26 protein-coding genes and 1 riboswitch are annotated in these 21,430 nt (G+C 48.7%); of the genes, 19 read left to right on the forward strand and 7 right to left on the reverse strand.

The genetic code is table 11. The annotated features are described in order from the left end of the window. Window positions 1–55: 55 nt before the first annotated feature. The 5 genes from BN6628_RS11555 to BN6628_RS11570 all read left to right on the forward strand — a co-directional run bounded on the left by BN6628_RS11555 (window position 56) and on the right by BN6628_RS11570 (window position 4,538). On the forward strand, window positions 56–1,468 hold the full coding sequence (locus tag BN6628_RS11555) for an FAD-dependent monooxygenase (RefSeq protein ID WP_235847621.1): 1,413 nt from the start codon (window positions 56–58) through the stop codon (window positions 1,466–1,468). Beyond that, complete coding sequence (locus tag BN6628_RS27030; protein ID WP_454188884.1) at window positions 1,456–1,620, forward strand: hypothetical protein; 165 nt, start codon at window positions 1,456–1,458, stop codon at window positions 1,618–1,620. Before BN6628_RS11555 ends, BN6628_RS27030 begins: the two co-directional genes overlap by 13 nt. Before the next feature lie 91 nt (window positions 1,621–1,711). After that, window positions 1,712–2,638 (forward strand): ABC transporter ATP-binding protein, encoded by a 927-nt coding sequence (locus BN6628_RS11560; RefSeq protein WP_068617532.1) that lies wholly within the window; start codon window positions 1,712–1,714, stop codon window positions 2,636–2,638. After that, window positions 2,635–3,345: an ABC transporter permease gene (locus BN6628_RS11565; protein ID WP_068617534.1), complete on the forward strand. Its 711-nt coding sequence runs from the start codon at window positions 2,635–2,637 to the stop codon at window positions 3,343–3,345. The genes BN6628_RS11560 and BN6628_RS11565 overlap by 4 nt, the downstream gene beginning before the upstream one ends. 315 nt (window positions 3,346–3,660) lie before the next feature. Next, a riboswitch (cyclic di-AMP (ydaO/yuaA leader) is annotated at window positions 3,661–3,835 on the forward strand. A gap of 7 nt (window positions 3,836–3,842) precedes the next feature. Further along, entirely contained in the window at window positions 3,843–4,538 is a 696-nt protein-coding gene (locus tag BN6628_RS11570) for a 3D domain-containing protein (protein ID WP_068617536.1), read from the forward strand. A 71-nt stretch (window positions 4,539–4,609) separates the two neighbouring features. Here BN6628_RS11570 and BN6628_RS11575 read toward each other — a convergent pair whose 3' ends face one another. Then, a complete protein-coding gene (locus BN6628_RS11575) occupies window positions 4,610–5,398 on the reverse strand; it encodes a polysaccharide deacetylase family protein (RefSeq protein WP_068617538.1) in 789 nt (262 codons plus the stop codon). 147 nt (window positions 5,399–5,545) lie between these two features. Here BN6628_RS11575 and BN6628_RS11580 point away from each other — a divergent pair, with 147 nt between their 5' ends. The 8 genes from BN6628_RS11580 (at window position 5,546) to mobB (ending at window position 11,683) form a co-directional block, all read left to right on the forward strand. Then, complete coding sequence (locus tag BN6628_RS11580; protein WP_068617540.1) at window positions 5,546–6,247, forward strand: dihydroorotate dehydrogenase electron transfer subunit; 702 nt, start codon at window positions 5,546–5,548, stop codon at window positions 6,245–6,247. Continuing rightward, a complete protein-coding gene (locus BN6628_RS11585) occupies window positions 6,240–7,172 on the forward strand; it encodes a dihydroorotate dehydrogenase (protein ID WP_068617542.1) in 933 nt (310 codons plus the stop codon). Before BN6628_RS11580 ends, BN6628_RS11585 begins: the two co-directional genes overlap by 8 nt. Window positions 7,173–7,188: 16 nt before the next feature. After that, complete coding sequence (gene lpdD / locus BN6628_RS11590) at window positions 7,189–7,569, forward strand: prenylated flavin chaperone LpdD (RefSeq protein ID WP_187386130.1); 381 nt, start codon at window positions 7,189–7,191, stop codon at window positions 7,567–7,569. 93 nt (window positions 7,570–7,662) lie between these two features. Then, window positions 7,663–8,328 carry a PspA/IM30 family protein gene (locus tag BN6628_RS11595; protein WP_068617544.1) on the forward strand — a complete coding sequence of 222 codons (666 nt, stop codon included), beginning with the start codon at window positions 7,663–7,665 and terminating at the stop codon, window positions 8,326–8,328. A 115-nt stretch (window positions 8,329–8,443) separates the two neighbouring features. Then, window positions 8,444–8,950, forward strand: coding sequence for a DUF4178 domain-containing protein (locus tag BN6628_RS11600; protein WP_068617546.1), 507 nt, complete (start codon window positions 8,444–8,446; stop codon window positions 8,948–8,950). Window positions 8,951–8,959: 9 nt separating this feature from the next. Then, complete coding sequence (locus BN6628_RS11605; RefSeq protein WP_392397661.1) at window positions 8,960–9,697, forward strand: DUF4247 domain-containing protein; 738 nt, start codon at window positions 8,960–8,962, stop codon at window positions 9,695–9,697. A 199-nt stretch (window positions 9,698–9,896) separates the two neighbouring features. After that, on the forward strand, window positions 9,897–11,168 hold the full coding sequence (locus tag BN6628_RS11610; RefSeq protein ID WP_068617551.1) for a molybdopterin molybdotransferase MoeA: 1,272 nt from the start codon (window positions 9,897–9,899) through the stop codon (window positions 11,166–11,168). Beyond that, window positions 11,165–11,683 (forward strand): molybdopterin-guanine dinucleotide biosynthesis protein B, encoded by a 519-nt coding sequence (mobB, locus tag BN6628_RS11615; protein WP_068617553.1) that lies wholly within the window; start codon window positions 11,165–11,167, stop codon window positions 11,681–11,683. Before BN6628_RS11610 ends, mobB begins: the two co-directional genes overlap by 4 nt. A gap of 32 nt (window positions 11,684–11,715) precedes the next feature. Here the strand turns inward: mobB and xerS are convergent, their stop codons facing one another. After that, window positions 11,716–12,798, reverse strand: coding sequence for a tyrosine recombinase XerS (gene xerS, locus BN6628_RS11620; RefSeq protein ID WP_068617554.1), 1,083 nt, complete (start codon window positions 12,796–12,798; stop codon window positions 11,716–11,718). A gap of 87 nt (window positions 12,799–12,885) precedes the next feature. On the opposite strand from xerS, the gene BN6628_RS11625 reads away from it, so the two are divergent. From BN6628_RS11625 to BN6628_RS11645, 5 genes are all read left to right on the forward strand, one after another. After that, a complete protein-coding gene (locus BN6628_RS11625; protein WP_068617557.1) occupies window positions 12,886–13,374 on the forward strand; it encodes a GNAT family N-acetyltransferase in 489 nt (162 codons plus the stop codon). Between the two features lie 719 nt (window positions 13,375–14,093). Next, on the forward strand, window positions 14,094–14,804 hold the full coding sequence (locus tag BN6628_RS11630) for a response regulator transcription factor (protein ID WP_068617559.1): 711 nt from the start codon (window positions 14,094–14,096) through the stop codon (window positions 14,802–14,804). After that, window positions 14,801–15,802 carry a sensor histidine kinase gene (locus tag BN6628_RS11635; RefSeq protein ID WP_068617561.1) on the forward strand — a complete coding sequence of 334 codons (1,002 nt, stop codon included), beginning with the start codon at window positions 14,801–14,803 and terminating at the stop codon, window positions 15,800–15,802. The genes BN6628_RS11630 and BN6628_RS11635 overlap by 4 nt, the downstream gene beginning before the upstream one ends. Window positions 15,803–15,900: 98 nt before the next feature. Beyond that, window positions 15,901–16,671 (forward strand): ABC transporter ATP-binding protein, encoded by a 771-nt coding sequence (locus BN6628_RS11640; protein WP_068617563.1) that lies wholly within the window; start codon window positions 15,901–15,903, stop codon window positions 16,669–16,671. A gap of 169 nt (window positions 16,672–16,840) precedes the next feature. Beyond that, the gene (locus BN6628_RS11645; RefSeq protein WP_235847622.1) at window positions 16,841–18,532 is read left to right on the forward strand and encodes an FtsX-like permease family protein; all 1,692 of its coding nucleotides are present in this window, start codon (window positions 16,841–16,843) and stop codon (window positions 18,530–18,532) included. 383 nt (window positions 18,533–18,915) lie between these two features. Here the strand turns inward: BN6628_RS11645 and BN6628_RS11650 are convergent, their stop codons facing one another. Genes BN6628_RS11650 through BN6628_RS11670 form a run of 5 tightly spaced genes read right to left on the reverse strand, consistent with a single transcriptional unit; the run spans window position 18,916 to window position 20,684 of the window. Next, window positions 18,916–19,320, reverse strand: a complete 405-nt coding sequence (locus BN6628_RS11650) for a spore germination protein GerPE (protein WP_068617566.1) — start codon at window positions 19,318–19,320, stop codon at window positions 18,916–18,918. Next, window positions 19,317–19,511, reverse strand: coding sequence for a hypothetical protein (locus tag BN6628_RS11655; protein ID WP_068617568.1), 195 nt, complete (start codon window positions 19,509–19,511; stop codon window positions 19,317–19,319). The genes BN6628_RS11650 and BN6628_RS11655 overlap by 4 nt, the downstream gene beginning before the upstream one ends. Window positions 19,512–19,517: 6 nt before the next feature. After that, window positions 19,518–20,108, reverse strand: a complete 591-nt coding sequence (gene gerPC, locus BN6628_RS11660) for a spore germination protein GerPC (protein WP_068617569.1) — start codon at window positions 20,106–20,108, stop codon at window positions 19,518–19,520. Between the two features lie 51 nt (window positions 20,109–20,159). Then, window positions 20,160–20,441 carry a spore germination protein GerPB gene (locus BN6628_RS11665; RefSeq protein WP_068622226.1) on the reverse strand — a complete coding sequence of 94 codons (282 nt, stop codon included), beginning with the start codon at window positions 20,439–20,441 and terminating at the stop codon, window positions 20,160–20,162. 15 nt (window positions 20,442–20,456) lie between these two features. Next, window positions 20,457–20,684 (reverse strand): spore germination protein, encoded by a 228-nt coding sequence (locus BN6628_RS11670; protein WP_068617571.1) that lies wholly within the window; start codon window positions 20,682–20,684, stop codon window positions 20,457–20,459. A gap of 146 nt (window positions 20,685–20,830) precedes the next feature. On the opposite strand from BN6628_RS11670, the gene BN6628_RS11675 reads away from it, so the two are divergent. Next, window positions 20,831–21,295 (forward strand): Hsp20/alpha crystallin family protein, encoded by a 465-nt coding sequence (locus BN6628_RS11675; RefSeq protein WP_068617572.1) that lies wholly within the window; start codon window positions 20,831–20,833, stop codon window positions 21,293–21,295. Window positions 21,296–21,430 lie beyond the last annotated feature (135 nt).

The following is a 21,430-nucleotide window of genomic DNA, read 5'->3' on the forward strand; positions in this document are numbered from 1 at the left end:
GTAGTGTAGTTAATGTAACATATCAAATCATTGATGATCAAGGAGGATTCTATCCATGAACACTATGCCGTCTTGTGTTGATGTTTTCATTGTCGGGGCCGGACCCACAGGGCTTACACTTGCCTGCGACCTTGCCCGTCGAAACGTCGACCATCTTATTATTGAACGAAGCCTCTTTTATAACGTTGCATCTCGTGCCAAAGGAATCCAGCCTCGCTCGCTTGAAGTCCTCGATGATTTGGAGGCCGTTCGCTACATTATTGACACAGGTGTTTGGGATTTGCCTGTTCGTTATTATACCGCAAATGGCAGGAGTGTGGACAAACCTGCTATTACCGTTGCAGCCAGCGCCGAACTTGAGACACCCTATCGTGATCCGATCTGGATTGCTCAATTTGATGTGGAAAAAGCATTGCGCGACCGATATGCAGTGCTTGGCGGTCAAGCCCAGTTGGGAGTGGAAGCTGTAGGACTTGTTCAGGGTTCGGATGGGGTTACGGTGACCGTAAATACACCTCAAGGAGAAGAGCAAATTCATGCTCGTTATGTAGTCGGCGCTGATGGGGGCAAAAGCAATATCCGTAAGTTTATTCATTTGCCACTGGTTGGGGAAACACACGATCATGAGCGGTGGTATCTTGGCGATGTGCGATTGGAAGGGCTGGATCGTGACCATATCCATATCTGGACCTCTCCGGAGGGGATGGTCGGGGTAACACCGCTGCCCAAATCCGACATCTGGCAACTGCAGGCAACAATTCCGGAAGAGATCGAGGAACCGGAGGAACCGTCGCTAGAAGTGTACCAAGCGACGTTTGACCGGCGAGCCGGTGCCGGACGTGTTCGGCTCACGGATGCATCCTGGCTGTCTATCTACCGGATCAATGTCCGCATGGTTGAATGTTACCGTAATGGCCGGGTTTTCCTTGCCGGCGATGCCGCTCATGTTCATTCGCCAGCCGGTGGTCAAGGAATGAACACGGGGATACAGGACGCCTATAACCTCGGCTGGAAGCTAGCGGCTGTCATACGCGGTGCGGACACCGCCTTGCTCGACACGTACGATGAGGAGCGCCGCCCTGTGGCTCAAGCCGTGCTCGAGGACAGCACAAAGAAGATGGGAGGGATTGTAGGAACGGCAACTGAAGGTGGCGAGTTGTCCCAATCCTTGAGCACCGTATCCGACGATCTGACGAGCGGGCTTCTCATTTCCTATCGGTCAAGTTCTCTTACCCACCCGTCTGATCAAATAAATGTTACCCGTTCATTTCCGGGAGATCGTGCTCCTAATGCTACGGGTCTGCAAGGCAACGGCGTTGCAGGAAGTGTCTTTGACCTTTTGCGCGGCCCGCACTGGACGCTCTTGGCTTTTGCAAATGATATCCATCCTTCTCTGATGAACTTCATCAGCGATGAGCTCCATGTGCATTGCATCCTGCCACCGATGTGGAAGGGGTGGAAGGCATAATCGACTCAGCAGGGAATGCCTATCGAATTTACGATGTAACAAGCGAAGAACTCGTATTGATACGACCCGACGGTTACATCGCACTGCGTACTTCCCTTGATGATACAGCATCGATTTCGAATTACTTGAATTCCATTTATCGCGCAAACTGATTTGGACAAAGCCGGTAGGGATCTATTCAACATCTCGTATGGCCGCCGGCTCTTTTATTCCTTTAATTAGGCAATAGGAAGGACTGTTATTATGGAAGATATTATTCGAACCGTTAATTTGACAAAGCAATACGGGAGTAGAGTCATTGTAGATCGCGTTTCAATTTCCGTTAAGAAAGGAGAAATCTATGGATTCTTGGGGTTAAACGGTGCAGGGAAGACGACAACCATCCGAGCCCTTCTCGGCTTAAGCAAACCCTCTTCGGGAGAAGTGTATTTATTTGGTCAGCGCTGGGCTAACGGGAATCCTGATTTGTCGAGACGGGTAGGTTATATGGTGGAAGTACCTTATGCCTATCCTCAATTTACAGTTAGGGAAAATTTGAATTTGATGGCCAAGTTGCGAGGATTACCGGTTCCGAGGGCCGTTGACGAGATTATGGAGCAACTGAATTTGACCCAATATGCGGATAGTAAGGCAAAAGATTTGTCACTTGGTAACGCGCAGAAACTTGGATTGGCTAAAGCGTTAATTCATAAACCTGACGTTCTGATTCTTGATGAGCCAACGAATGCACTTGATCCAGCCGGAATTGTGGAGATAAGGGAAATGCTGAAATCTCTAGCATCTCAACATGGGGTTACCGTGTTTATATCGAGCCATATCCTTGAGGAAATGTCCAAATTGGCTTCTCGAATCGGCATTATTCACAAGGGCGTCTTGCTTGAAGAACTGACAACCAAAGACTTTGAAACCATCCGCCGAAAGCAGTTGATGATCGGAACGAAGGAAACTCGGAAAGCTCAAGTTATTCTTTCAGACTCCGGGTATGCGGTACATTCGACATCGAATAACTGCTTTGTGCTGCCCGACGAACATGCCGTGAAGCACCCCGAACATATTGCGAGATTGCTTGCTCATCATGAAGTACCGCTCACCATGCTTAAAATTGAAGAAGAGAATTTGGAACATTATTTTCTCAAAGTAATCGGAGTTGAGGAGGAGGGGACCGAATGAGATCATTGTTGACAGCCTGCAGCGTTGAAGTTTACAAATTGCGTCGGTCCTTTGTTTTATGGGGTATGCTTCTGTTTATATTGTTTGTCATCACGTTGTTCTTAGGACAGCCCAATTGGTCTTCTTTTTTTGAACGGACTGCGTTTTTGTATTCATCCGTGTTTGGTTTGCTGGGGTTTGGAATGGTAACAAGTTGGACATTTGGCCGTGAGTATTCCGACCGGACGCTCAAGGATTTGCTCGTTTTGCCTGTATCGCGTGGTGAAATTGCGATTGCCAAATATGTCGCAATTATATTCTGGTGTTTTGTAATGATGTTGATCAGCTTTGTTTATGCTTTAATGCTGGGTTTTTTTATTGGACTTCCGGGCTTTTCTTTTGCGATAGCACAACATTATTTGTTCCTAATATTAATAATTGGTGCTCTCCACCTATTATTAAGTGCACCACTTGCTCTATTGGCCTGTATATCGCGTGGTTATCTGATGCCGATCGGTTTTGCATTTACAACTTTAATGTTGGCATTGGTGTTCGGACCTACCACCATTGGAGCTTATCTGCCTTGGTCTGTACCTGCTTTGCATTTGAAGGAAAGCGGAGCCGCTTTGTTTCCCTTGATGAGTACTAGTTATTTGCTGGTATTTTTAATAGGAGTAATAGGTTTCGTTGGGACGGTAAAATGGTTGCAAAACAGAGAGCAACAATGATTTACAAAAAAAGATTTTGTATAGAAATCACTTGTAAGAAGGTGATCCTGCCTCTTAATCGAGATTTCTGCTGATGGGTTGTCTACAGTTAGGACACAAATCGTTTGCCAACAGCAAAAAGGCTCGGAGCTTTGCTCCGGGTCTTCTTATATTCCAGCCGCGTGCTGAAGAAAGACCTGCTGCCCTAAAGCAGCGCTATAAACAGCAGTGAAACGGGCAGTAACGCTCCAGAAAATCTTAATTTTTTGTAATAATTAACTGTTTCAATTTGTGATTTCCAGGAATTACTTGCTTGATTGGTTACAAAATTGTGATATATTCGTAATGCCGAAACCAGAACATGGTGCGGGGGATGATTTGCGGATCAAGCTTAGGTACGAGATGAGATCAGAGCTTATCCTTGGGGTGAAGTGCCGGTTATCCGCGGCGCCGGGTTGTATCCTCAATCCGAATCCGACAGCTAACTCCGCAGGCATAGTTAAAAGGAGGATATTACAATGACATCTAAGAATGACTACAAGTCCACAAAAAAGAACAAACTGGCGCTTGCCGCGAAAACGGTTGCAGCCGCACTAGGGATTGCCGCATGTATACATATGGCGCCTGCCCATGCTGACGCAGTACATACCGCTATGGAAGGGGATACATTCTATCTCCTCTCCAAAAAATACGGAATATCCGTAGATAACCTGATGAATGCGAACCCGGGTGTAAGTCCGACGAATATTTATGAAGGCCTGCCCCTTAACATTCCAACCAGTCTTAAGGCAGAGGCAGCAGTCTCTAGTCCGGTTATCCTGAAGCAGGATCCGATTGCCTCACTTAAGGTATTTACAGCTGATAAGATCGTGGAAGCCTGGGGCAAGACCTTCAACTATTCTAAGACGATCGATGTGGTGGCTACCGCCTATTCAGCCCACTCCAGCGAGAATGGATGGGGTCCTGTAGACTATTATGGGAATCCGCTGACGCTCGGTACGATTGCCGTAGACCCTAAAGTCATTCCTATGGGTACAAAGGTGCTCGTGACCGGACACAGCCATAGCGGCCTGCCGAAGAACGCATTTGTAGCCACTGCGACTGATCAGGGAAGCGCGATTAAAGGTCGCCGGATCGATATCTTCATTCCGGGCAGCCAGGAATCTGTAAACACATTTGGCTTCCAGGATATCAAACTTTACGTCATCAAGTAACATAGATTGTATTTGATCATACTGACTGTGATCATACCGCAGGATAAGGGAGGCCGCTTGGCCTCTTCTTTTTATTTTGACTCCTGAGTGTGAAGAAGCCTTTTCAAATCCACAAAAGTATACCCCTGCTTTCTAAGCACGGAAATCACATCAGGCAGCGCCTGGATCGTTCCCGACAGGTCTGCGCCTACGCCGCCACCGGCATGCTGAAGAATAATGGACCCTGGCCCTGCGGCTTGAAGAATGTTGCTTTTAACCGCGCTTTTGTTCAGTCCTTTCCAATCCTTCGAATCCACATTCCAGTTAATGACCTTGTAACCGCTGCGTTTTACCCATCTGAGCTGATCTTCATTAATTTCTCCGTAAGGAGGACGGATCAGTTTGGGTCTTACACCTGTCATAGAATTGATGATTTTCTCGGTACGAAGGATCTGTTTCTGGAAATAGGCCAGGTCGCGGTTCTTAAATAAAGGATGATTATAAGAATGGTTGCCAATCATGTGTCCTTCTCTATGTATACGGCGGACGAGTTCAGGGTGTTTTTGCGCACGTGCTCCAACGACGAAGAACGTGGCTTTGACGTGATGTCTGGCGAGAATATTTAGAACCTGCGGGGTGAATCTGGGATCTGGAACATCGTCGAAGGTTAAAGCAACTTGTTTAATATGAGGTCCTCTGAACTTGAAGGTCTCTGAATATTTTTTTCTAAGCTCGCTTAGAGTTAGAGACTCCTGATTGGACTCTGGGCTGATTTTGGACAGAGTCTGCTTGTCCGGAGATGCGATAGCCGCTGGGGTAACTAGCGACAGCAGCAAGGCCGAAATACTAGTCAGCAGGAGAGCAGTAGTACGTAATCGCATTAGGAATCTCCCCCTTTTCCTTAGTTTGATACGTGTTGTTATTTCCCTACGGGGTTGCTTTTATCCACAGAAAGCTGACGAGTGAGGAATATCACGGCATCCTCCAGCAGAAAAGGGCATTTTATAGGAACAAGGGGGAGCGTGCAAATGGCTGAAATCTTATCAAATATACAGGTGTCACACGATGTGTTCCGGATGAAGGTGGCCGGGGAATACGAGGGTAAGCCGGGCCAATTCTTTATGGTGAGAAAAGACCGGGGGCTGCCACTGCTGCCAAGACCGCTGAGCATCTTCGATTTGCAGAAGCAGAAGCATTATATTGAGTTCCTGTATCAGGTTGTTGGTGAAGGAACACGACAGTTCGCCCATCTTAGAAGGGGAGATGAGATTGAACTCACGGGACCGCTAGGAAACGGCTTTCCTATACATGAAGGAAGATCTGCATTGGTGGGTGGGGGGATTGGGATCGCCCCGCTGTATTATACGGCAAGTCATTTACTGCGGCCTGATCTATATTTAGGTTTTCGGGAGGAACCTTATGTAATTCAGGCGTTCAAGTCATTGGGATTGTCCATGCAGGTAACTGTTGGGGGCAGCATTCTCGATCAGCTGAGTATGAATTCATATGATCATATTTATATGTGCGGACCTGAAGGAATGCTGAGAGCAGCGCAGAGGATGCAGACCGAGCAGGGGTATAAGGGGAATTTGTATCTGTCCCTTGAGAAAAGAATGGCTTGCGGAATTGGCGCATGCCTGGTGTGCAGCGTTAAGACGAAGTCGGGCAATCGGCGCACCTGCGTGGAAGGACCCGTATTTACCGCCCAGGAGGTGGAGATCGATGCTTGATTTAAGCTGTACTATAGCAGGAGTACGCCTAAAGAACCCTCTTATCATGGCTTCAGGCACATTTGGATTTGGTAAGGAGTATACAAGATATTACGATATCTCAAAGCTTGGCGGAATATCGGGAAAGGGACTTACGCTAAATCCAAAGCAGGGAAATTCGGGTCTGCGGATATATGAAACCGCGTCAGGGATTATGAACAGCGTGGGGCTTGAGAACCCTGGTATCCCTGCGTTTCTCGCGAATGAAGCGAACGATTGGGAGAAGCTGGATCTGGTCCGAATTGTGAATTTGGGTGGCGACGATATTGACCAATACGTCCAAGGCGCGAAGCTGATCAGTGAAGACTGCAGGGTACGCCAAGCCAGAGGAGCCAGAGCCGTGGACATGATCGAGCTGAACATTTCCTGTCCGAATGTGAAGCAGGGCGGAGCCGCCTATGGAATCAAGACGAGGGACGCGAGAGAGGTCGTACAAAGAGTAAGGGACGCAACGTCAATTCCGCTTCTGGTCAAGCTGTCGCCGGACGCGGAGGATCTGGTTGGAATGGCTGGGATGTGTGAAGAGGAAGGGGCAGATGGAATCACTCTGATCAACACGATATCTGCCATGAAGATTGATGTGTATGCCCGCAAGAGTGTATTTCAGAGCAAATATGCTGGTCTGTCTGGCCCAGCGGTTAAACCGATTGCGCTGCGCATGGTCCACCAGGTAGCTTGTCAGGTGAACCTGCCGGTGATCGGAGCAGGAGGTATATCCAGCGCTACGGATATCGTGGAGTTCATTATGACAGGGGCCTCCGCTGTCCAGGTAGGCACACATAATTTCATCCGCCCGCAGGCCGGGGAAGAGCTGCTGAATGGGCTGATTGATTTTATGAATGCGGAGGGCATTTGTTCGCTGGACGAAATCCGGGGAATTGTGTAACTAAGGGGATGAATACATGTCCGGCTTTGAATCGTTTATGGGCAAGGAAGGAATCCGGCTGGTGGCTCAGGAGGTGGGCCGGGATATCCTGCTGTTAATTACGGGCGGGGAAGCCCATATTGGGGCTGTATCGACCGCCTACCGAACAGAGGCAGGGACACAGGTTCATACGACAGCCATTCCTGGGCATAAGGAGCAGCTTCTTAGCGCAGACTTTGCCCTACAGGCATCCATGCGGCTGAACCGGACGGTAACGATTGTCATGGGAATTCACTATGATCACTTGAGTCCAAGTCAAATCGAGTCTGTGTGCATGCTGGCTGAGCGTGAATTGGAAAATTTTTTGCAAATCGAATCTCCTTCAAGTTATGATAAGAGCAGAGAGGCAAACGGTTAGGGCGAAAAAATATTGCAGAAATTTGAAACGTCCTTCCCACTTGCTGCGTAAACCTAATCATAAAACATATTTATTCCTGGGAGGAAATTCAAAATGTCTATTTTCAAAAGATTACGCGACCTAACGATGTCTAACATTAACGCTCTTATCGATAAAGCCGAAGATCCGATTAAACTGACGGATCAATATATTCGGGATATGCAGGAAGATCTGGAAGACGCAGAGAAATCCGTAGCCGCGCAAATTGCTATCGAGAAGAAATTCAAGCAGCTTTATGAAGAGCAGGAAGCTCTCGCTGCGAAGCGTAATGAGCAGGCCCATGCGGCGGCTCAAGCACAGAACGTCGACCTGGCCCGTCGTGCCCTTGAAGAGAAGAAGGCTGCTGAAGTGAAGCTGGCCGAGTACAAAACAAGCTACGAAAGCAACAAAGCCGCAGCAGACAATCTGCGTGACAAGCTGGACCAAATGCGCAAGCAGCTTACCGAAATGAAGAACAAGCGCGAGACTCTGGTTGCCCGTTATAATGCGGCCAAAGCGCAAAACGAAATTAACAAATCGCTCTCCGGTATGAGTTCTGATACGGCTGCTGCCGGACTTAAACGTATGGAAGAGAAGATGCTTCAGATGGAAGCTCAGGCTGAAGCCAGCAATGAGCTGTCGAATAAAGGCAAATCCCTTGATGATGAGTTCGCTGAGTTGAATAAGGATAAAGCGGTTGAGGATGAGCTGGCTGCCCTGCTCAAGCAGTACGAGAAATAATCATCTGCGATACGCTGATGAGCGAAGGAGAGACAATTCATTGTTTCTCCTTCGTTTATGAGAAGCCTATTATTCGTAGCGGAAGCTGAACATGAGAAATAAGGAGCCTGAGCATATGAGTGTATTGAAGAGAATCGGCAGATTGTTTGCCAAGCCAGAACCCCCGGCACGGGAGAAGAGTATGCTGGAGCTGAGCCCAGGGGACATTTGTGAGGTGTCGCTTGTAACTTATGAGGTTGTCGGAAGCGTTCGCAACCCGGGAAGAAACGCGGCGATGCTGTCCTTGCAGGACGGCAACGATATACGTTATTTGCACATTGAAGAGCGCGAAATTTTGCAGTATGCTTTATACGAGCCCATTGACGGGCGGCTCGATAATCCGAATGAAGTGCCAACAATCATAGATCTGGACGATAGATCCTACCATCTGGATGAGGAATATGAGGGGAATGTGCATATCAAAGGCAGAACCCCTTTCCGCCAAGGCGGAGAACAGCATGTATGGCAGTTTCAATCCGACGATTATCGTTTGCTCAGGATTGAATGGCAGGATGGGCGGTTTATGCTCTATGAAGGGGATAAAACAATCCCGGGAGATGTGAAGGTCATCCGTGCCTCTTAGGAGTGATATATAGTGAAGAAAGGCTCATCTTTATATGTTAAGCTGGCTCTGATTCTCAGCCTTCTGGTCTCCCTGCTGGCTGGCTGCGGAACTCCAAATGTAAAGGAGAATTACCCGCTGGAATCGGTTAACCGTGAGGGGAATTCGACCTCTTACGTATACAGGGCGGCGGGGGAGAAGGTTCCGGAAGTTGCTGCGGATATTATAGCCGAGCGTGAGCCCGACCAGAAATCACCTGTGAACGATGATCATATGTTCCTGGTTTATGGCAAGGAATATTATCATCTGCAAAAGGACCCGAAAAAACCAGAGGATACACTAATTGAAGTGGATTCGGAACAGTATGTTAAGAATAATTACGATTCCAGCTTCCTGCAGGGTTATCTTGCTGCTTCCTTAATTGGAAGCCTGTTTGATACTTTTGGTGGACATGGTTCGTACCGCGGGTACTCTAGCAAGGATACTTATAAGCCCAAGCAGGACTATCATGCGCCTACGAAGGATGATAAGAAAGCAGCCCCTCCTCTAACTGTAGAGAAGAAGGGATCGATTACAAGGCGCGGAGGATCAGGATCGAGCGGCGGCAGCAGTTATGACGGCAGCTCCGGGTCCGGCTCCAGAGGAAGTATAACAAGAAACAAGGATGGCAGCGGTTCAAGCTCCGGCTCGTATTCATCACCTAAGAAATCCATAACCAAACCTAAGACACGGTCAGGGTCCGGTGGTATTACGAGAAGGAAGCGATAGTGAACTCACCGTCCGTGGAATAAAGCATGCACTCAGTGCATGCTTTTTCTGTTAATTAAGATTGCAATCTAAGCATGATAAGTGATAATAAGTAGTGTGATATCATTTACATCTTACCTATGGGTAATTTCCAAGTTCAACTTATATAGATTATTCTTTCACTAAAGTTTAAATTGTCGACAATCAAGGGGGCTCCTTCATGACTAATCCAAATCCTTCGTCTAAAATGCACCGCTCTGCTATACAAGTAAAAGAAGCGCAGGCATTAATTCAAGCGCATGTTAGGCAAGGAGATACCGAGATCATTGATTTAGCTGATGCCCGGGGCAGGTTTCTGGCACAGGAGGTTACCGCGCCACATCCATATCCACATTTCCGGCGTTCAGGAATGGATGGTTTTGCAATCATTAGCAGTGATACCTTGGGAACAAGCACAGAAAATCCCATCCTGCTGGAGGTGGTGGATGAGATTCCAGCTGGCTCGCTGCCTTCCGTTGCTATAGTGCCGGGCACCGCTTCCAGAATCATGACGGGGGCTAAGGTTCCTGACCAGGCCGATGCGGTTGTAATGCTTGAAATGACCGAAGCTATGGAGAACCAGGGACGGACGCTTATCCAACTGAAGCGGGAGATAGAACCCGGGAAGAACATCACTCCTGTCGGATTTGAGCTCTCTGAAGGCGATGTGATTATGAAAAAGGGAAGGGTCATTTCCGCCGGGGAAGTTTCAGTGCTGGCTACCTTCGGAATTCATCAGGTTCAGGTATATAAACGCCCCAGGGTCGCTTTGTTCTCTACAGGCTCTGAGCTGCTGGGCATTGAGGAGCCCATTCAAGACGGGAAAATCCGCAACAGCAATACGTATATGCTGGCCTGCCAGATCCGCGATGCCGGGGGAGAACCGGTTATCCTTGATGCGATACCCGATGATCTGCAAATTGCGAAACAGCGTGTGGAGGAAGCGTTCCAGTACTATGATATCGTGGTAACCACCGGGGGCGTATCCGTTGGGGACTTCGATATTATGGCTGATCTGGTGCGTGACGACGATGTGACGATGCTGTTTAATAAAGTGACGATGCGCCCCGGGAGTGTAACAACAGCAGCAGTCAAGGACGGCAAAATGCTGTTTGCCCTGTCCGGAAATCCGGGAGCGTGCTTTGTGGGCTGTGAGTTGTTTGTACGCCCGGCCATTGGCATGATGCAGGGCAACACGCAGCCCTATTTGACGGAAATAACTGCTGTTCTGGGACAACGGTACAATAAAATTAATAATTTTACGCGATTTGTGAGGGGTAGTCTGCAGGTTGAGGACGGGCAGTTAATCGCCCACCCGGCAAGTCTGGATGAATCCGGTGTGATGATCACGATCAAAGATTCAGATTGTTTGATTATTGTACCACCTGCTTCAGAAGCGCTTGAGGCAGGAACCAAAGTGAAGGTGCTCCGATTAGCGGGGAGTTCAATATGAGCAGGCCGGGCGCGCCAGTCTTCCAGATCGTAGGTTACAAAAATACCGGGAAGACCCATCTTGTGTCCAGGCTGGTGTCCCAATTTACGGCTGAAGGTCTTCGGGTGGCGGTGATTAAGCACGACTATCATGGATTTGAAATTGATAGGGAAGGGACCGATACCTATCAGATTAGCAAGTCCGGAGCCGCCGCCGTGGCGATAACTTCACAGAACCGCACCGCGGTGGTGGAAGAACATGAACGCTCTTTGGGAGAGTTGATTGACAACTTTAATAAATACGATCTAATCTTGGTCGAAGGGTTTAAGTTTGAAAACTATCCTAAGCTTGTGCTTATTCGAAGGGAAGAAGATACGGAGCTCTTGCGCAAGCTGGCAGGCACCCGCGGGACAGCCGTCTGGCCATCTTTTACTGCCGGGGACTCACCCTTAAATTTGGAGTCATCATTAAGAAGGTTTGACATCGGAGATACGGCTGAAATTGCTGCTTTTATCCGAATGGAATGTGGGTTGTGAGAATGGAAGGACGCCCAGATGAGGCAGGGTGCCTAGTCATCAGAGCGTCTTTCAATCGCATCGGACATCGTTTTGTCGGTGAGATGTGTATATACTTCTGTGGTTTCTGTTGAGGCGTGTCCAAGCTGTTCCTTTGTTTTATAAATATCATTTTGTAAGTAGTAGTCTGTTGCAAAGGAATGACGGAGCTTGTGCACAGTCAGATATGGCTTGCCAAACCGGCTGGCATACTTGATGATCATGGCTTGAATGGCCCGTTTCGTCATTCGCTTGCCCTCTTGTTGACCGTTGGGAAGGGCAACGAACAAGGCCTTCTCCTTCTTGGGAGTTCGATACCTGGTGCTGCGGATCGCCAAATAGGCATGCAGCTCATCCTTGCTCTGTTCCCGGAAATAGACAGGGGTCTTGAAAGTTTCGTCATTATTTCCCTTGCGGTATACATACAAAAGCTTGTTGGAGAGATCGATATCATCCATATTCAGATTGACAACTTCGGATACCCGCAGGCCTGAATTAAGGATCAGGCTGGCAATACAAGCATCCCGTTCCTTGTTCAGCTCATAGCTGTACAAGGCCTGTTTGTTATTCTCGATGTCCCGGCCATATCCCTCAAGGATATATCCGATGAATTCCAGCAGTTCATCTTCTTCCAGAATTTTTCCTTTAAGCTTGGCGGCTGTGTCTTTCGGCTTGTGGATGCGCTTGATTTCGACCTTGGCCATGATGTTGCGTTTAAGCAGAGGATAGAACTCCTCGTCCTCAGCAATTTGGCTTAAATAATGAAATAGGGAACGCAGCGAGGACATTTTGCGGGATACGGTAACTCTGGAGTTATGACCTTCCAGTCTGGTGGTTAAGTGAAGACGGTATCCAACAATATTATCCATTCGGAGCACCTCAAGTTCCTGAAGGGTCACCATGGAATTCGATTCAGCGGCTGACAACCCCTCAGCCCGCAGCCAACCGAAGAATTGCTCATAATCCCGGATATACTCAAGCAGCGTGGATGGAGACAGGTCCGGCAGTTTATAATCAATGAACTGCTGTACGAACCATGGCATATGGATGACTTTCTCATCCAATTTTTTACGATCGGAAATTTTTTGTAAGTTCATAGACAGCTCCTTTTTAACACGGTTCACAGGTCCAAATACTATTTTTATTCTAACATATTTATATTGTTAACCTAAGGGGGATGACAAGTGCGGATTGAATTGGTCCAGGTGGGAGCGGACAAGAAGGAAATACTCCGAAATTTGATGCAGTTCTATATATATGATTTCAGCACTTATTTGGATTTGGAAGTGGATGGAGCTACGGGTTCGTACCCACCCTATCCGGACCTGGATAAGTGGTGGGACGCAAGCTCTAGGCACGTACCATATCTGCTCAAGTCAGGTGGGTGCATCGCCGGTTTTGCTTCTGTAGAGCTTCTGGAAGGCAGGAGAAATGCGGATTATTATATGACGGAGTTCTTTGTCCTTAGAAAATACCGCAGGCTCGGCATTGGCAGCGATGCAGCCGTACAATTGTTCGATAAATACCAGGGGACTTGGCTGGTCTCCCAAATTAGCACGAACCTTCCTGCGCAGATGTTTTGGCGTAAAATTATTAAGAAATATACCGCTGGAAATTATGAAGAGGACAGCCATTTCGAAAATCGGCAAATTACCCAGCGATTCTCTTCGTGAGAGGTGCTGCAAGGTATCCAGCCCTTTGTTTCTACATACCTGCATCAGCCCAATCTATCTGAGGATTGGGTTTTTGATTGGAAAAATACATCATATGAAAAATTCACAATAGCAAGATATGCGAGAGGAAAGAGATTAATGTATCTACAGGAGGAATAGACCAGCATAGCATTCGCAACATATCCTGATAGAGAAGCAGCGGAAAAAAGTAGGGGGACAGTGAAGGGGGAGCTTTACTCTACAGGGAAGTGGCAGGCTTAAGAAGAATAAAGTGATTTTCTCCAATAACAAGAAGCACGGGAATGGCAGAAGCATTTCATTAATACGAGCTAAATTGCCCTAGACTATAATTTAGTACTGAACCTATGAGGCAGGGGAAGCCGCGCAGCAACAATAGAGAAAAATGTAAGAAAAAATCATTATATGAAAAATTCATAATAGATAACCCATATCCATATCTAGCTACTTATAATTTTATGCTCCCCAACCACGTATTTAGTGTTCGAACAAACAGAACAAGTTAGCAGCAACCGTATCCAATATATGGTATATAAATAAGGTGACGCCATTTCTCTTTTAGACAAGCATGCCATCGATGGTCATGTAACGATTACCAGCAATTGCGTTTATGATAGTATAGAGATAATTGTTCAGTTCACTCAGAACAGATAGGAGCCGTGCTTCTGTGGGGCACGGTTACGGGTAGGAGGGGAAAGATAATGTACCGCATCTGGATTGTGGAGGACGATCCGAAGCTGGCTTCGCTGCTGCGGGTTTGTTTGGAGAAGTATGGGTTGGCAGCGCGGTGTGCGGATGATTTTGAAGATATAATGTCACATTTCCAGCAATACGAGCCCCATCTTGTGCTGCTGGATGTCAATTTGCCGAGTTATGACGGGTATTACTGGTGTCGGCAGATTCGTAAAGTGTCCACCTGTCCGATCATCTTCATCAGCGCCCGCACGAGTGACATGGATCAGGTCATGGCGCTTGAATACGGTGCTGACGATTATATGACCAAGCCGTTTCACCAAGAGCTGGTCATTGCCAAGGTGCGCAGCCAGCTGCGGCGGGTGGACGGCGAATATGCGGGGGAAGTACGGGAAAAGAAGATCGAGCAAGGCGGTCTCGCGCTTTATCCTGAACGGCTTGAACTGAAGTGGCAGGAAACGACCGTGACCTTGACGCGCAAGGAGGCGGATCTGCTGGACTTGCTGCTGCAGCGCTATCCGCTGGTAGTCACCCGTGAAGTGCTCCTGGAGAAGTTGTGGGACGACCAGCAGTTCGTAGATGAGAACACGCTGAATGTGAACATCGCCCGCGCTCGCAAGAAGCTTCAGGAGCTGGAGGTTACGGGCAGCATTGAGACCGTGCGAGGGTCCGGCTACAAGCTGGTGCTGGAGCCGTATGAACTGGGTGAGCCCGGATGAAGCTGATGATTCGCGAGCACTGGCCTTTGCTTGTCATGCATATTGTTCAGCTGACGTTGATTGTGGCGGTCTACTGGCTGGACGGATATCGAAATGTATATACCGCACTCTATTCGGTATTTCTCGGCATGGTCACTTTGATAGTGTATGTCTGTTGGCGGTATACCAGCCACCGGGAGATGTACAATCGGCTTGAGGAGCCGCTAACCGTACTGGACGAGTCGGCGGCCGGTTCTGGTGGCGGCGCCCCAATCGCTAAGGCGGTCAGACAATTACTTCAGGCGCAGTATGCGCTGTGTATGGCCCGGATCATGGAGATGGAGCGCCGGCGGCGCCAGCATGCGACTTTCATTACCCAATGGGTTCATCAAATGAAAACGCCGCTTTCGGTCATCCACCTGCTGACCGAGAACGAGAGTGATCAGCGGCTGTCCGACATCCGCGACGAAGCAGACCGGATTGGGCGGGGGCTTGAAACCGTGCTGCATGCAGCACGGTTGGAGACGTTCGAGGAGGACTTCCAGGCTGATCTTGTGCCGCTCAAGCGTGTCGTGCAAAAAACGGTTAACGAGCACAAGCGGATGTTCATTGTCAATAACTTATACCCTCAAGTTGAGGTGGATGACGAGCTGACGGTGCCGACCGACGAGAAGTGGATCGGATTCGTGCTGGCTCAATTGCTGTCGAACGCGATTAAATATTCGGCGGGCCGCGGCCGCACCGTTGCGGTTCGAGCTTGGCGCCAAGGCCCGGAAACCGTGCTAGAGGTGGCCGACGAAGGCATCGGCATAACAACGGCCGATTTAAAGCGGGTGACCCGGGCGTTCTACACCGGCGAGAATGGCCGTAAGTACCGGGAGTCAACGGGAATGGGACTGTATTTGGCGCAAGAGGTATGCAGCCGACTTGGCCACTCGCTTCAGATTGAGTCGACCGTTGATGTCGGCACCCGGGTCCGGGTTCACTTCCGGACCGTGCCTAACCTTACATCGATGTAAGCTGAATGAAAGCTTCGCCGATTGGTTCGCCCGGCGGGCCTCCGTATACTTAAGATGAGGAACAAGAATTCATTAGTTGCATAAAAAGGAGAGAGAATATGGAACTTCTGAGAACGACTCATCTGGGTAAAATCTACGGCGGCCAGGTCACACAGCAGGCGCTAGGCGATATATCATTCAGCGTCGAGAAAGGCGAATTCGTTGGCATCATGGGACCATCGGGCAGCGGCAAAACAACGCTTTTGCAGCTAATTGCCACGATTGACAAGCCGACTTCCGGCGAAGTGCTCATCGACGGGCAGAATCCGCATCTCCTGAGCCATAACGAGCTTGCCCAGTTTCGCCGGCAGCAGCTCGGCTTTATTTTCCAAGACTTCAATCTGCTGAGCACACTGACGATTCTGGAAAATATCGTGCTGCCGTTGACGCTGGAAGGCGCGAAGGTGTCTACAATGGTGGAAAAGGCGCACGCGATCGCAGACAAGCTAGGGATCACCGCCATTCTGGAAAAGCGGCCTTATGAAGTGTCCGGCGGGCAGGCCCAGCGGACGGCGATCGCCCGGGCGATCATTCATGAGCCAAAGTTGCTCCTGGCTGACGAACCAACGGGCAATCTCGATTCCAAGTCGTCCTTGGATGTCATGGAGACGTTAACGGCAATCAACCAGGCGGACGGCACGACGCTGCTGCTTGTCACACACGATGCGGTGGCAGCCAGCTACTGCCACCGTGTGCTGTTCATCAAGGATGGTGAACTGTATAACGAGATTCATCGCGGAGACAGCCGGCAGGCGTTTTTCCAGAAAATCATCGATATGCTGTCGCTGCTTGGAGGGAATGCGCATGACCTTTCGACAATTCGCGTTTAACAACGTCATGCGGAATAAGCGCCTGTATATGGCGTATTTTCTTAGCAGTGCGTTCGCGGTAATGGTGTTTTTCGTCTACGGCGTCTTCGCCTTTCATCCGGGGCTGGCGCCGGCAGAGATCGGCGGTTCGGCGACGATCGCACTGCAAATCGCCCAGGGGCTCATTTACGTGTTTTCCTTCTTTTTCGTCCTGTATTCCATGAGCGCCTTTATCAAGTCGCGCAGCAAGGAGTTCGGGCTGTTGACCATGTTCGGCATCACTAATATGCAGCTGCGGAGGCTCGTCTTTATTGAGAATATGGTGATCGGCTTAGGCGCCACGTTGGCCGGCATCGCGTCAGGACTTGTACTGGTCAAGCTGCTGCTGCTGGCGGCGGAGTCGCTAATCGGGATCGACGAGAAACTGCCCTTCTACATGCCGTATCAGGCGCTCGCTCTGACCTTCGCTGCGTTTATGCTGCTTTTTCTGTTCATCTCGCTATTTACCGTGCTGTTCTTTCGCGGCAACAAGCTGATTGATCTGCTTAAAGGGTCCAGCAAGCCTCGTCCTGAGCCGCATGCTTCGATCTGGCTGTCGCTCGCGGCGCTTGTGTTGATCGGCATTGGATATGGCGTGTCGCTGGCCGTTGAACGCCTAGCAGTGGTGTATGCGCTGCTGCCGGTAACGGTGATGGTCGTCATTGGCACGTACTTCTTGTTCACCCAATTGAGCGTGTACACGATTCGCGCCCTAAAGCGCAACCGGGAGCTGTTCTGGCGACGCACAAACCTGCTGTTCTTCTCTGATCTAGCCTATCGGATGAAGGACAATGCGCGCACTTTTTTTCTCGTGACGGTGCTGTCTACTGTCGCATTCTCGGCGATCGGTGCCCTTGTCGGGTTCAAGACGGTTCTTATGAAGTCAATCGAAAAACCGTTCGCTTTCGAGTACTCCTCATATAAGGGCAACTCACCCGAACGGTCCGCTGCAGCGGTAGACTTGATCGAACGGGAGCTCCGCGCGGAAGGGATTGGCTTTACCAAGCTGAAGGCCGAGCTTCGCTCCTATAAGCTGACCAGCGGCAACGGAGCAGTGATGATCGTAAGTGAGTCGGAATATAACAGCTTGGTTAAGGCTGCCGGGAGCAAGCCACTACAGCTGGGGGTGAATGAGGCGGCGGTAATCCAGTTTAGCAAGGAGAAAGACGAGAAGGGTGAGTCGACCATCGAGCGGGAGCTAGCCGTAGAGGGCGGTGGGGAACCGCTGCAGATCACGCAGAGTGCCGCGTTCTTCATTCCAGGCTACAGCAAATACTACGTTGTGGATGATGACCGCTTCGCGCGGCTGCCAGCGCCGCAATCATCCGAAGGTTACTATGCGTTCGACGTCCACAACTTGGAGGCGACGGAAGCCGTCGGACAGAGGCTGCACGACAAGATTGGACGTTCCCAGAACGACAGCTTCTTCTCGCTGGCGTTCGACGTCAAGCAGCTGCTTCAGGGCTACAGCGCGGTGATGTTCGTTGGGCTGTTCGTCGGTGCGGTATTCTTCGTCGCATCCGGCAGCTTTCTCTATTTCCGGCTGTACACGGATCTGGCCGACGACAAGGCGAAGTACGCTTCGATTATGAAGCTGGGGCTGACCAGCCGTGAGCTGTCGAAGATCGTCACTCGCCAGATGGCGATTCTGTTCTTTCTGCCGATCGGAATAGCACTCATTCACGGAGCGGTAGCGTTGACGGCCATGCAGAGCATGTTCAATTATACGCTCGTCAAGGAGTCGGCCATTGTGCTCAGTGCATTCGCGATCATCCAGATCGTGTACTTCATGGTTATCCGCAGCGGCTACTTGCGGCAGCTTCGGTCTGGTATGACCGGCTAATCCGGAGTGAATAACCGTTGTAAGGACGGACTTGTATAAAGGGTCCCGTTCAAATAGATGGAAGACTAGAGTAGAAGACTGTCTTAAAGAGCAGACTAAGGACGTCCTGCAAGCGCATCGCATCATCGTCATGATTTATCCAATGACGGGCGAGAGCTTGTGGGACTTTTTTTGGCATAATTTTGATATGAATTCAATTCAAGAAATCTGCGAGCGACAGCGACCTTATAACAGATGGGGGACGTACAGAGGAAAAATATCTATCCATATTGCTGCTATTGAACGACGATATGAATATAGTTGCTTTCTTCTTCCAGGGAATATAGCAACTATATAAAAAGCTCATAGTTAACATAAAATATATTATGTAAACTATTAGTTTTTTAGTATACTTTCAAGCTTTTAGCCAATGTGGAATCTGAAACAATCTCACTTTCCTGCTTTAAATATTTCATTCTGCTGATCATATCCACTCGCCCTGTTTCTCCAATTTGAATGGCGGATGAAGACGTGACTTCATTGACATGAATCATGCCAATTTTCAACTTGCTTGATGTATTATCCACACTAAACATTGAAATATTAGATTCAGCCAGATCAGGTCCAGCTTTACTGAAAACTGAGAAATCAGAGAAGCTGCCCTCCCCATGCCTAAAGATGGGGATGCTCCTCTCTACGGAGATAGTCCTAGAGCAGGCGTGAACGTTCGCTGTACTGCCGCCAACGACGGCGGAGCTGTCGGATACGTTTAATATATAGATTTGCTCTACTTTAAGTGCTCTGGTCATGATGATCCAAACTGATGTGCGGGAGGCAGCAGCACTGGCTTTGGTCCGCTTAAGGTTTCCTTGCTGGAGTCATACAGCGAGTAGAGCTGAAGCATTTGAGAATCTCCGGCATGGATGAGGGAAGAGCGGCTTACACTGACCACTCGGACGGTTCCCACATATAAATCTTTGTTTATTACAGTTAGCTTCATAATCCTTCACTTCCCTAGAAGAGTTTGCTCAATATGATAATTGAGAGCGGTTTGGATATCGCGTTTTAATTGCGCAGTCACCATATCTATTTTCTGATTCGTATCCGTTATGTCCGGAAGTGCATTTACTTGTTTGGCGTAGATGGCAATTCGGTCGTTAATTTGCCTGCGGATATCATCAAATACTTGTTTCTTGTACTCGTCACTTAATGTGAGTTGGTGGACACTTAACATATAATCGAACAGCCCGGGTACTTCTTCATCAATGTACTTTAACACCAGAGCTTTTATTTTCTGGTTCATATCTGCCACTTCTGAATCTTTGGCTTCGGGAGACGCTGCAGGCTGATCACCTACAGCAATCTGGTCTATTGACTGGCCATTCCCGGGAGCCGTCCCAATATTTAAAGTCCCTTCGAGCTTCTCTATCTTGAGAAGGTCAAAATGATACTGAACCCGGTCAGCTGAGGCGGGCTCCCGCGACTTCATTCCCTCTATGGTTTGTGACATTCCTTTAATGGTCTCCTCGAACTGGTCCAACTTTGCAGCAATAGACTGAAGTTGATTGATGATCTGCTGAAAATAGTATGGATGCACTGCAGCCTCCCCCTTCCTGATGAAGTTTATGCGGAGAGGGGGGAATCAATTCTATGCATTCGCTGCACTGCTGCTTAAGCCCATTTCCCCAGCTGGTCCCTGAATCAAGCCAGTAACCGGATCAGGCAGCAGGATTAAGGACGGCGTCTTATTATTGGGAATTGGTTCCAGATCAGGCTGTTCTTCACTTACCGGTTCAGGAGGCTCGGCGTTTTGGACTTGTGAATGGGCGTTGATCGAACCGGAGGTGCCAATTTGCAGGACGGATGAGTTGGTCATATTATTGATCCGGATCAAATGTATGGTAATGGTCTGGTGAACCGTATAGCTCATAATCTCCCTCATTTCTTAGCCCAAGCCTCCAACCTGGTCCACAAGATCGGAATCCATGGTATTCGTGCTGCTCGCCGAGTTATTCGTGATAACCGTTCCTATGGAATCACCAACCGCAAAGGAGTTGGCGCCGCCATACTGCTTATTATCGCTATTCAGCACTACTGCAGCTGTATTTCCAATGAGTACAGTGGAGCTGGCACTGACATTGACGATTTTCAAGTTTCCGATAATGGAAACCACAGGCTTCACCTCTAATCTCAAATGGATGGATGATCCGCTCCATTTTTTCGGGTTGCAGAATATTGTATGTGGATGGAAGCCCAGATGTCACTCTCCAATATGAGCCTACATAAGCTGTGAAAAAGGGGATAAGGGCGGCGAAGTTCATGGATACCAAAAAAGGCATAAATCTGGAATGGCTTGGGGAAGATCCTTTTTTCAAAAATCTATTCCCATTCAAGGATTTCAAGGATCAGTTCAAGCTGGACCCATCTGAGGTTGACAAATACGTCGAGGATGCCATCAGCAAAGCGATGTCCGGCAATAGTCTATTCGATGCAGGAGCAGTAGGCAGTAGGAAAATGAATCATGAAATTATGGATACACATCATTTCATCATTGCAAAAATTAGAGTTCCCCGGCAAATTCACCCCGAAAACCTGTGGGTGCAGGTAAGCCGCACCCAAGTCAAATTTAGCGGCCATGAAGAGGAACAACCGCAGATTATTACATTGGCCGCTCCCGTAAACCCGCTAAAAAGCAGCGCTACCTTCAAGCTGGGATCTCTGCAGGTGAAGATGCCTAAACTCAAGAGCGGAGGCTTTCATGACGTGGCGATCCGGTACTTATAGGATACTGGTGAAATCCTTTCAAAAACAGCGTATAATATATGTTATACGCTGTTTTGATTTTAAACGACTATGTTCTAACTACATAGGCTAGCGATCAATTGATAGATTCAATTCTATGACCAATTTTGATATCAG

Source organism: Paenibacillus tuaregi (assembly GCF_900086655.1).
Lineage (GTDB): Bacteria > Bacillota > Bacilli > Paenibacillales > Paenibacillaceae > Fontibacillus > Fontibacillus tuaregi.

Bases quoted from the DNA above. Each gene is read 5' to 3' on its own strand.
- BN6628_RS11555 (WP_235847621.1), top strand. From the start codon at position 56: ATGAACACTATGCCGTCTTGTGTTGATGTTTTCATTGTCGGGGCCGGA.
- BN6628_RS11560 (WP_068617532.1), top strand. From the start codon at position 1,712: ATGGAAGATATTATTCGAACCGTTAATTTGACAAAGCAATACGGGAGT.
- BN6628_RS11565 (WP_068617534.1), top strand. From the start codon at position 2,635: ATGAGATCATTGTTGACAGCCTGCAGCGTTGAAGTTTACAAATTGCGT.
- BN6628_RS11570 (WP_068617536.1), top strand. From the start codon at position 3,843: ATGACATCTAAGAATGACTACAAGTCCACAAAAAAGAACAAACTGGCG.
- BN6628_RS11575 (WP_068617538.1), bottom strand. From the start codon at position 5,398: ATGCGATTACGTACTACTGCTCTCCTGCTGACTAGTATTTCGGCCTTG.
- BN6628_RS11580 (WP_068617540.1), top strand. From the start codon at position 5,546: ATGGCTGAAATCTTATCAAATATACAGGTGTCACACGATGTGTTCCGG.
- BN6628_RS11585 (WP_068617542.1), top strand. From the start codon at position 6,240: ATGCTTGATTTAAGCTGTACTATAGCAGGAGTACGCCTAAAGAACCCT.
- lpdD (WP_187386130.1), top strand. From the start codon at position 7,189: ATGTCCGGCTTTGAATCGTTTATGGGCAAGGAAGGAATCCGGCTGGTG.
- BN6628_RS11595 (WP_068617544.1), top strand. From the start codon at position 7,663: ATGTCTATTTTCAAAAGATTACGCGACCTAACGATGTCTAACATTAAC.
- BN6628_RS11600 (WP_068617546.1), top strand. From the start codon at position 8,444: ATGAGTGTATTGAAGAGAATCGGCAGATTGTTTGCCAAGCCAGAACCC.
- BN6628_RS11610 (WP_068617551.1), top strand. From the start codon at position 9,897: ATGACTAATCCAAATCCTTCGTCTAAAATGCACCGCTCTGCTATACAA.
- mobB (WP_068617553.1), top strand. From the start codon at position 11,165: ATGAGCAGGCCGGGCGCGCCAGTCTTCCAGATCGTAGGTTACAAAAAT.
- xerS (WP_068617554.1), bottom strand. From the start codon at position 12,798: ATGAACTTACAAAAAATTTCCGATCGTAAAAAATTGGATGAGAAAGTC.
- BN6628_RS11630 (WP_068617559.1), top strand. From the start codon at position 14,094: ATGTACCGCATCTGGATTGTGGAGGACGATCCGAAGCTGGCTTCGCTG.
- BN6628_RS11635 (WP_068617561.1), top strand. From the start codon at position 14,801: ATGAAGCTGATGATTCGCGAGCACTGGCCTTTGCTTGTCATGCATATT.
- BN6628_RS11640 (WP_068617563.1), top strand. From the start codon at position 15,901: ATGGAACTTCTGAGAACGACTCATCTGGGTAAAATCTACGGCGGCCAG.
- BN6628_RS11650 (WP_068617566.1), bottom strand. From the start codon at position 19,320: ATGACCAGAGCACTTAAAGTAGAGCAAATCTATATATTAAACGTATCC.
- BN6628_RS11655 (WP_068617568.1), bottom strand. From the start codon at position 19,511: ATGAAGCTAACTGTAATAAACAAAGATTTATATGTGGGAACCGTCCGA.
- BN6628_RS11665 (WP_068622226.1), bottom strand. From the start codon at position 20,441: ATGAGCTATACGGTTCACCAGACCATTACCATACATTTGATCCGGATC.
- BN6628_RS11675 (WP_068617572.1), top strand. From the start codon at position 20,831: ATGGATACCAAAAAAGGCATAAATCTGGAATGGCTTGGGGAAGATCCT.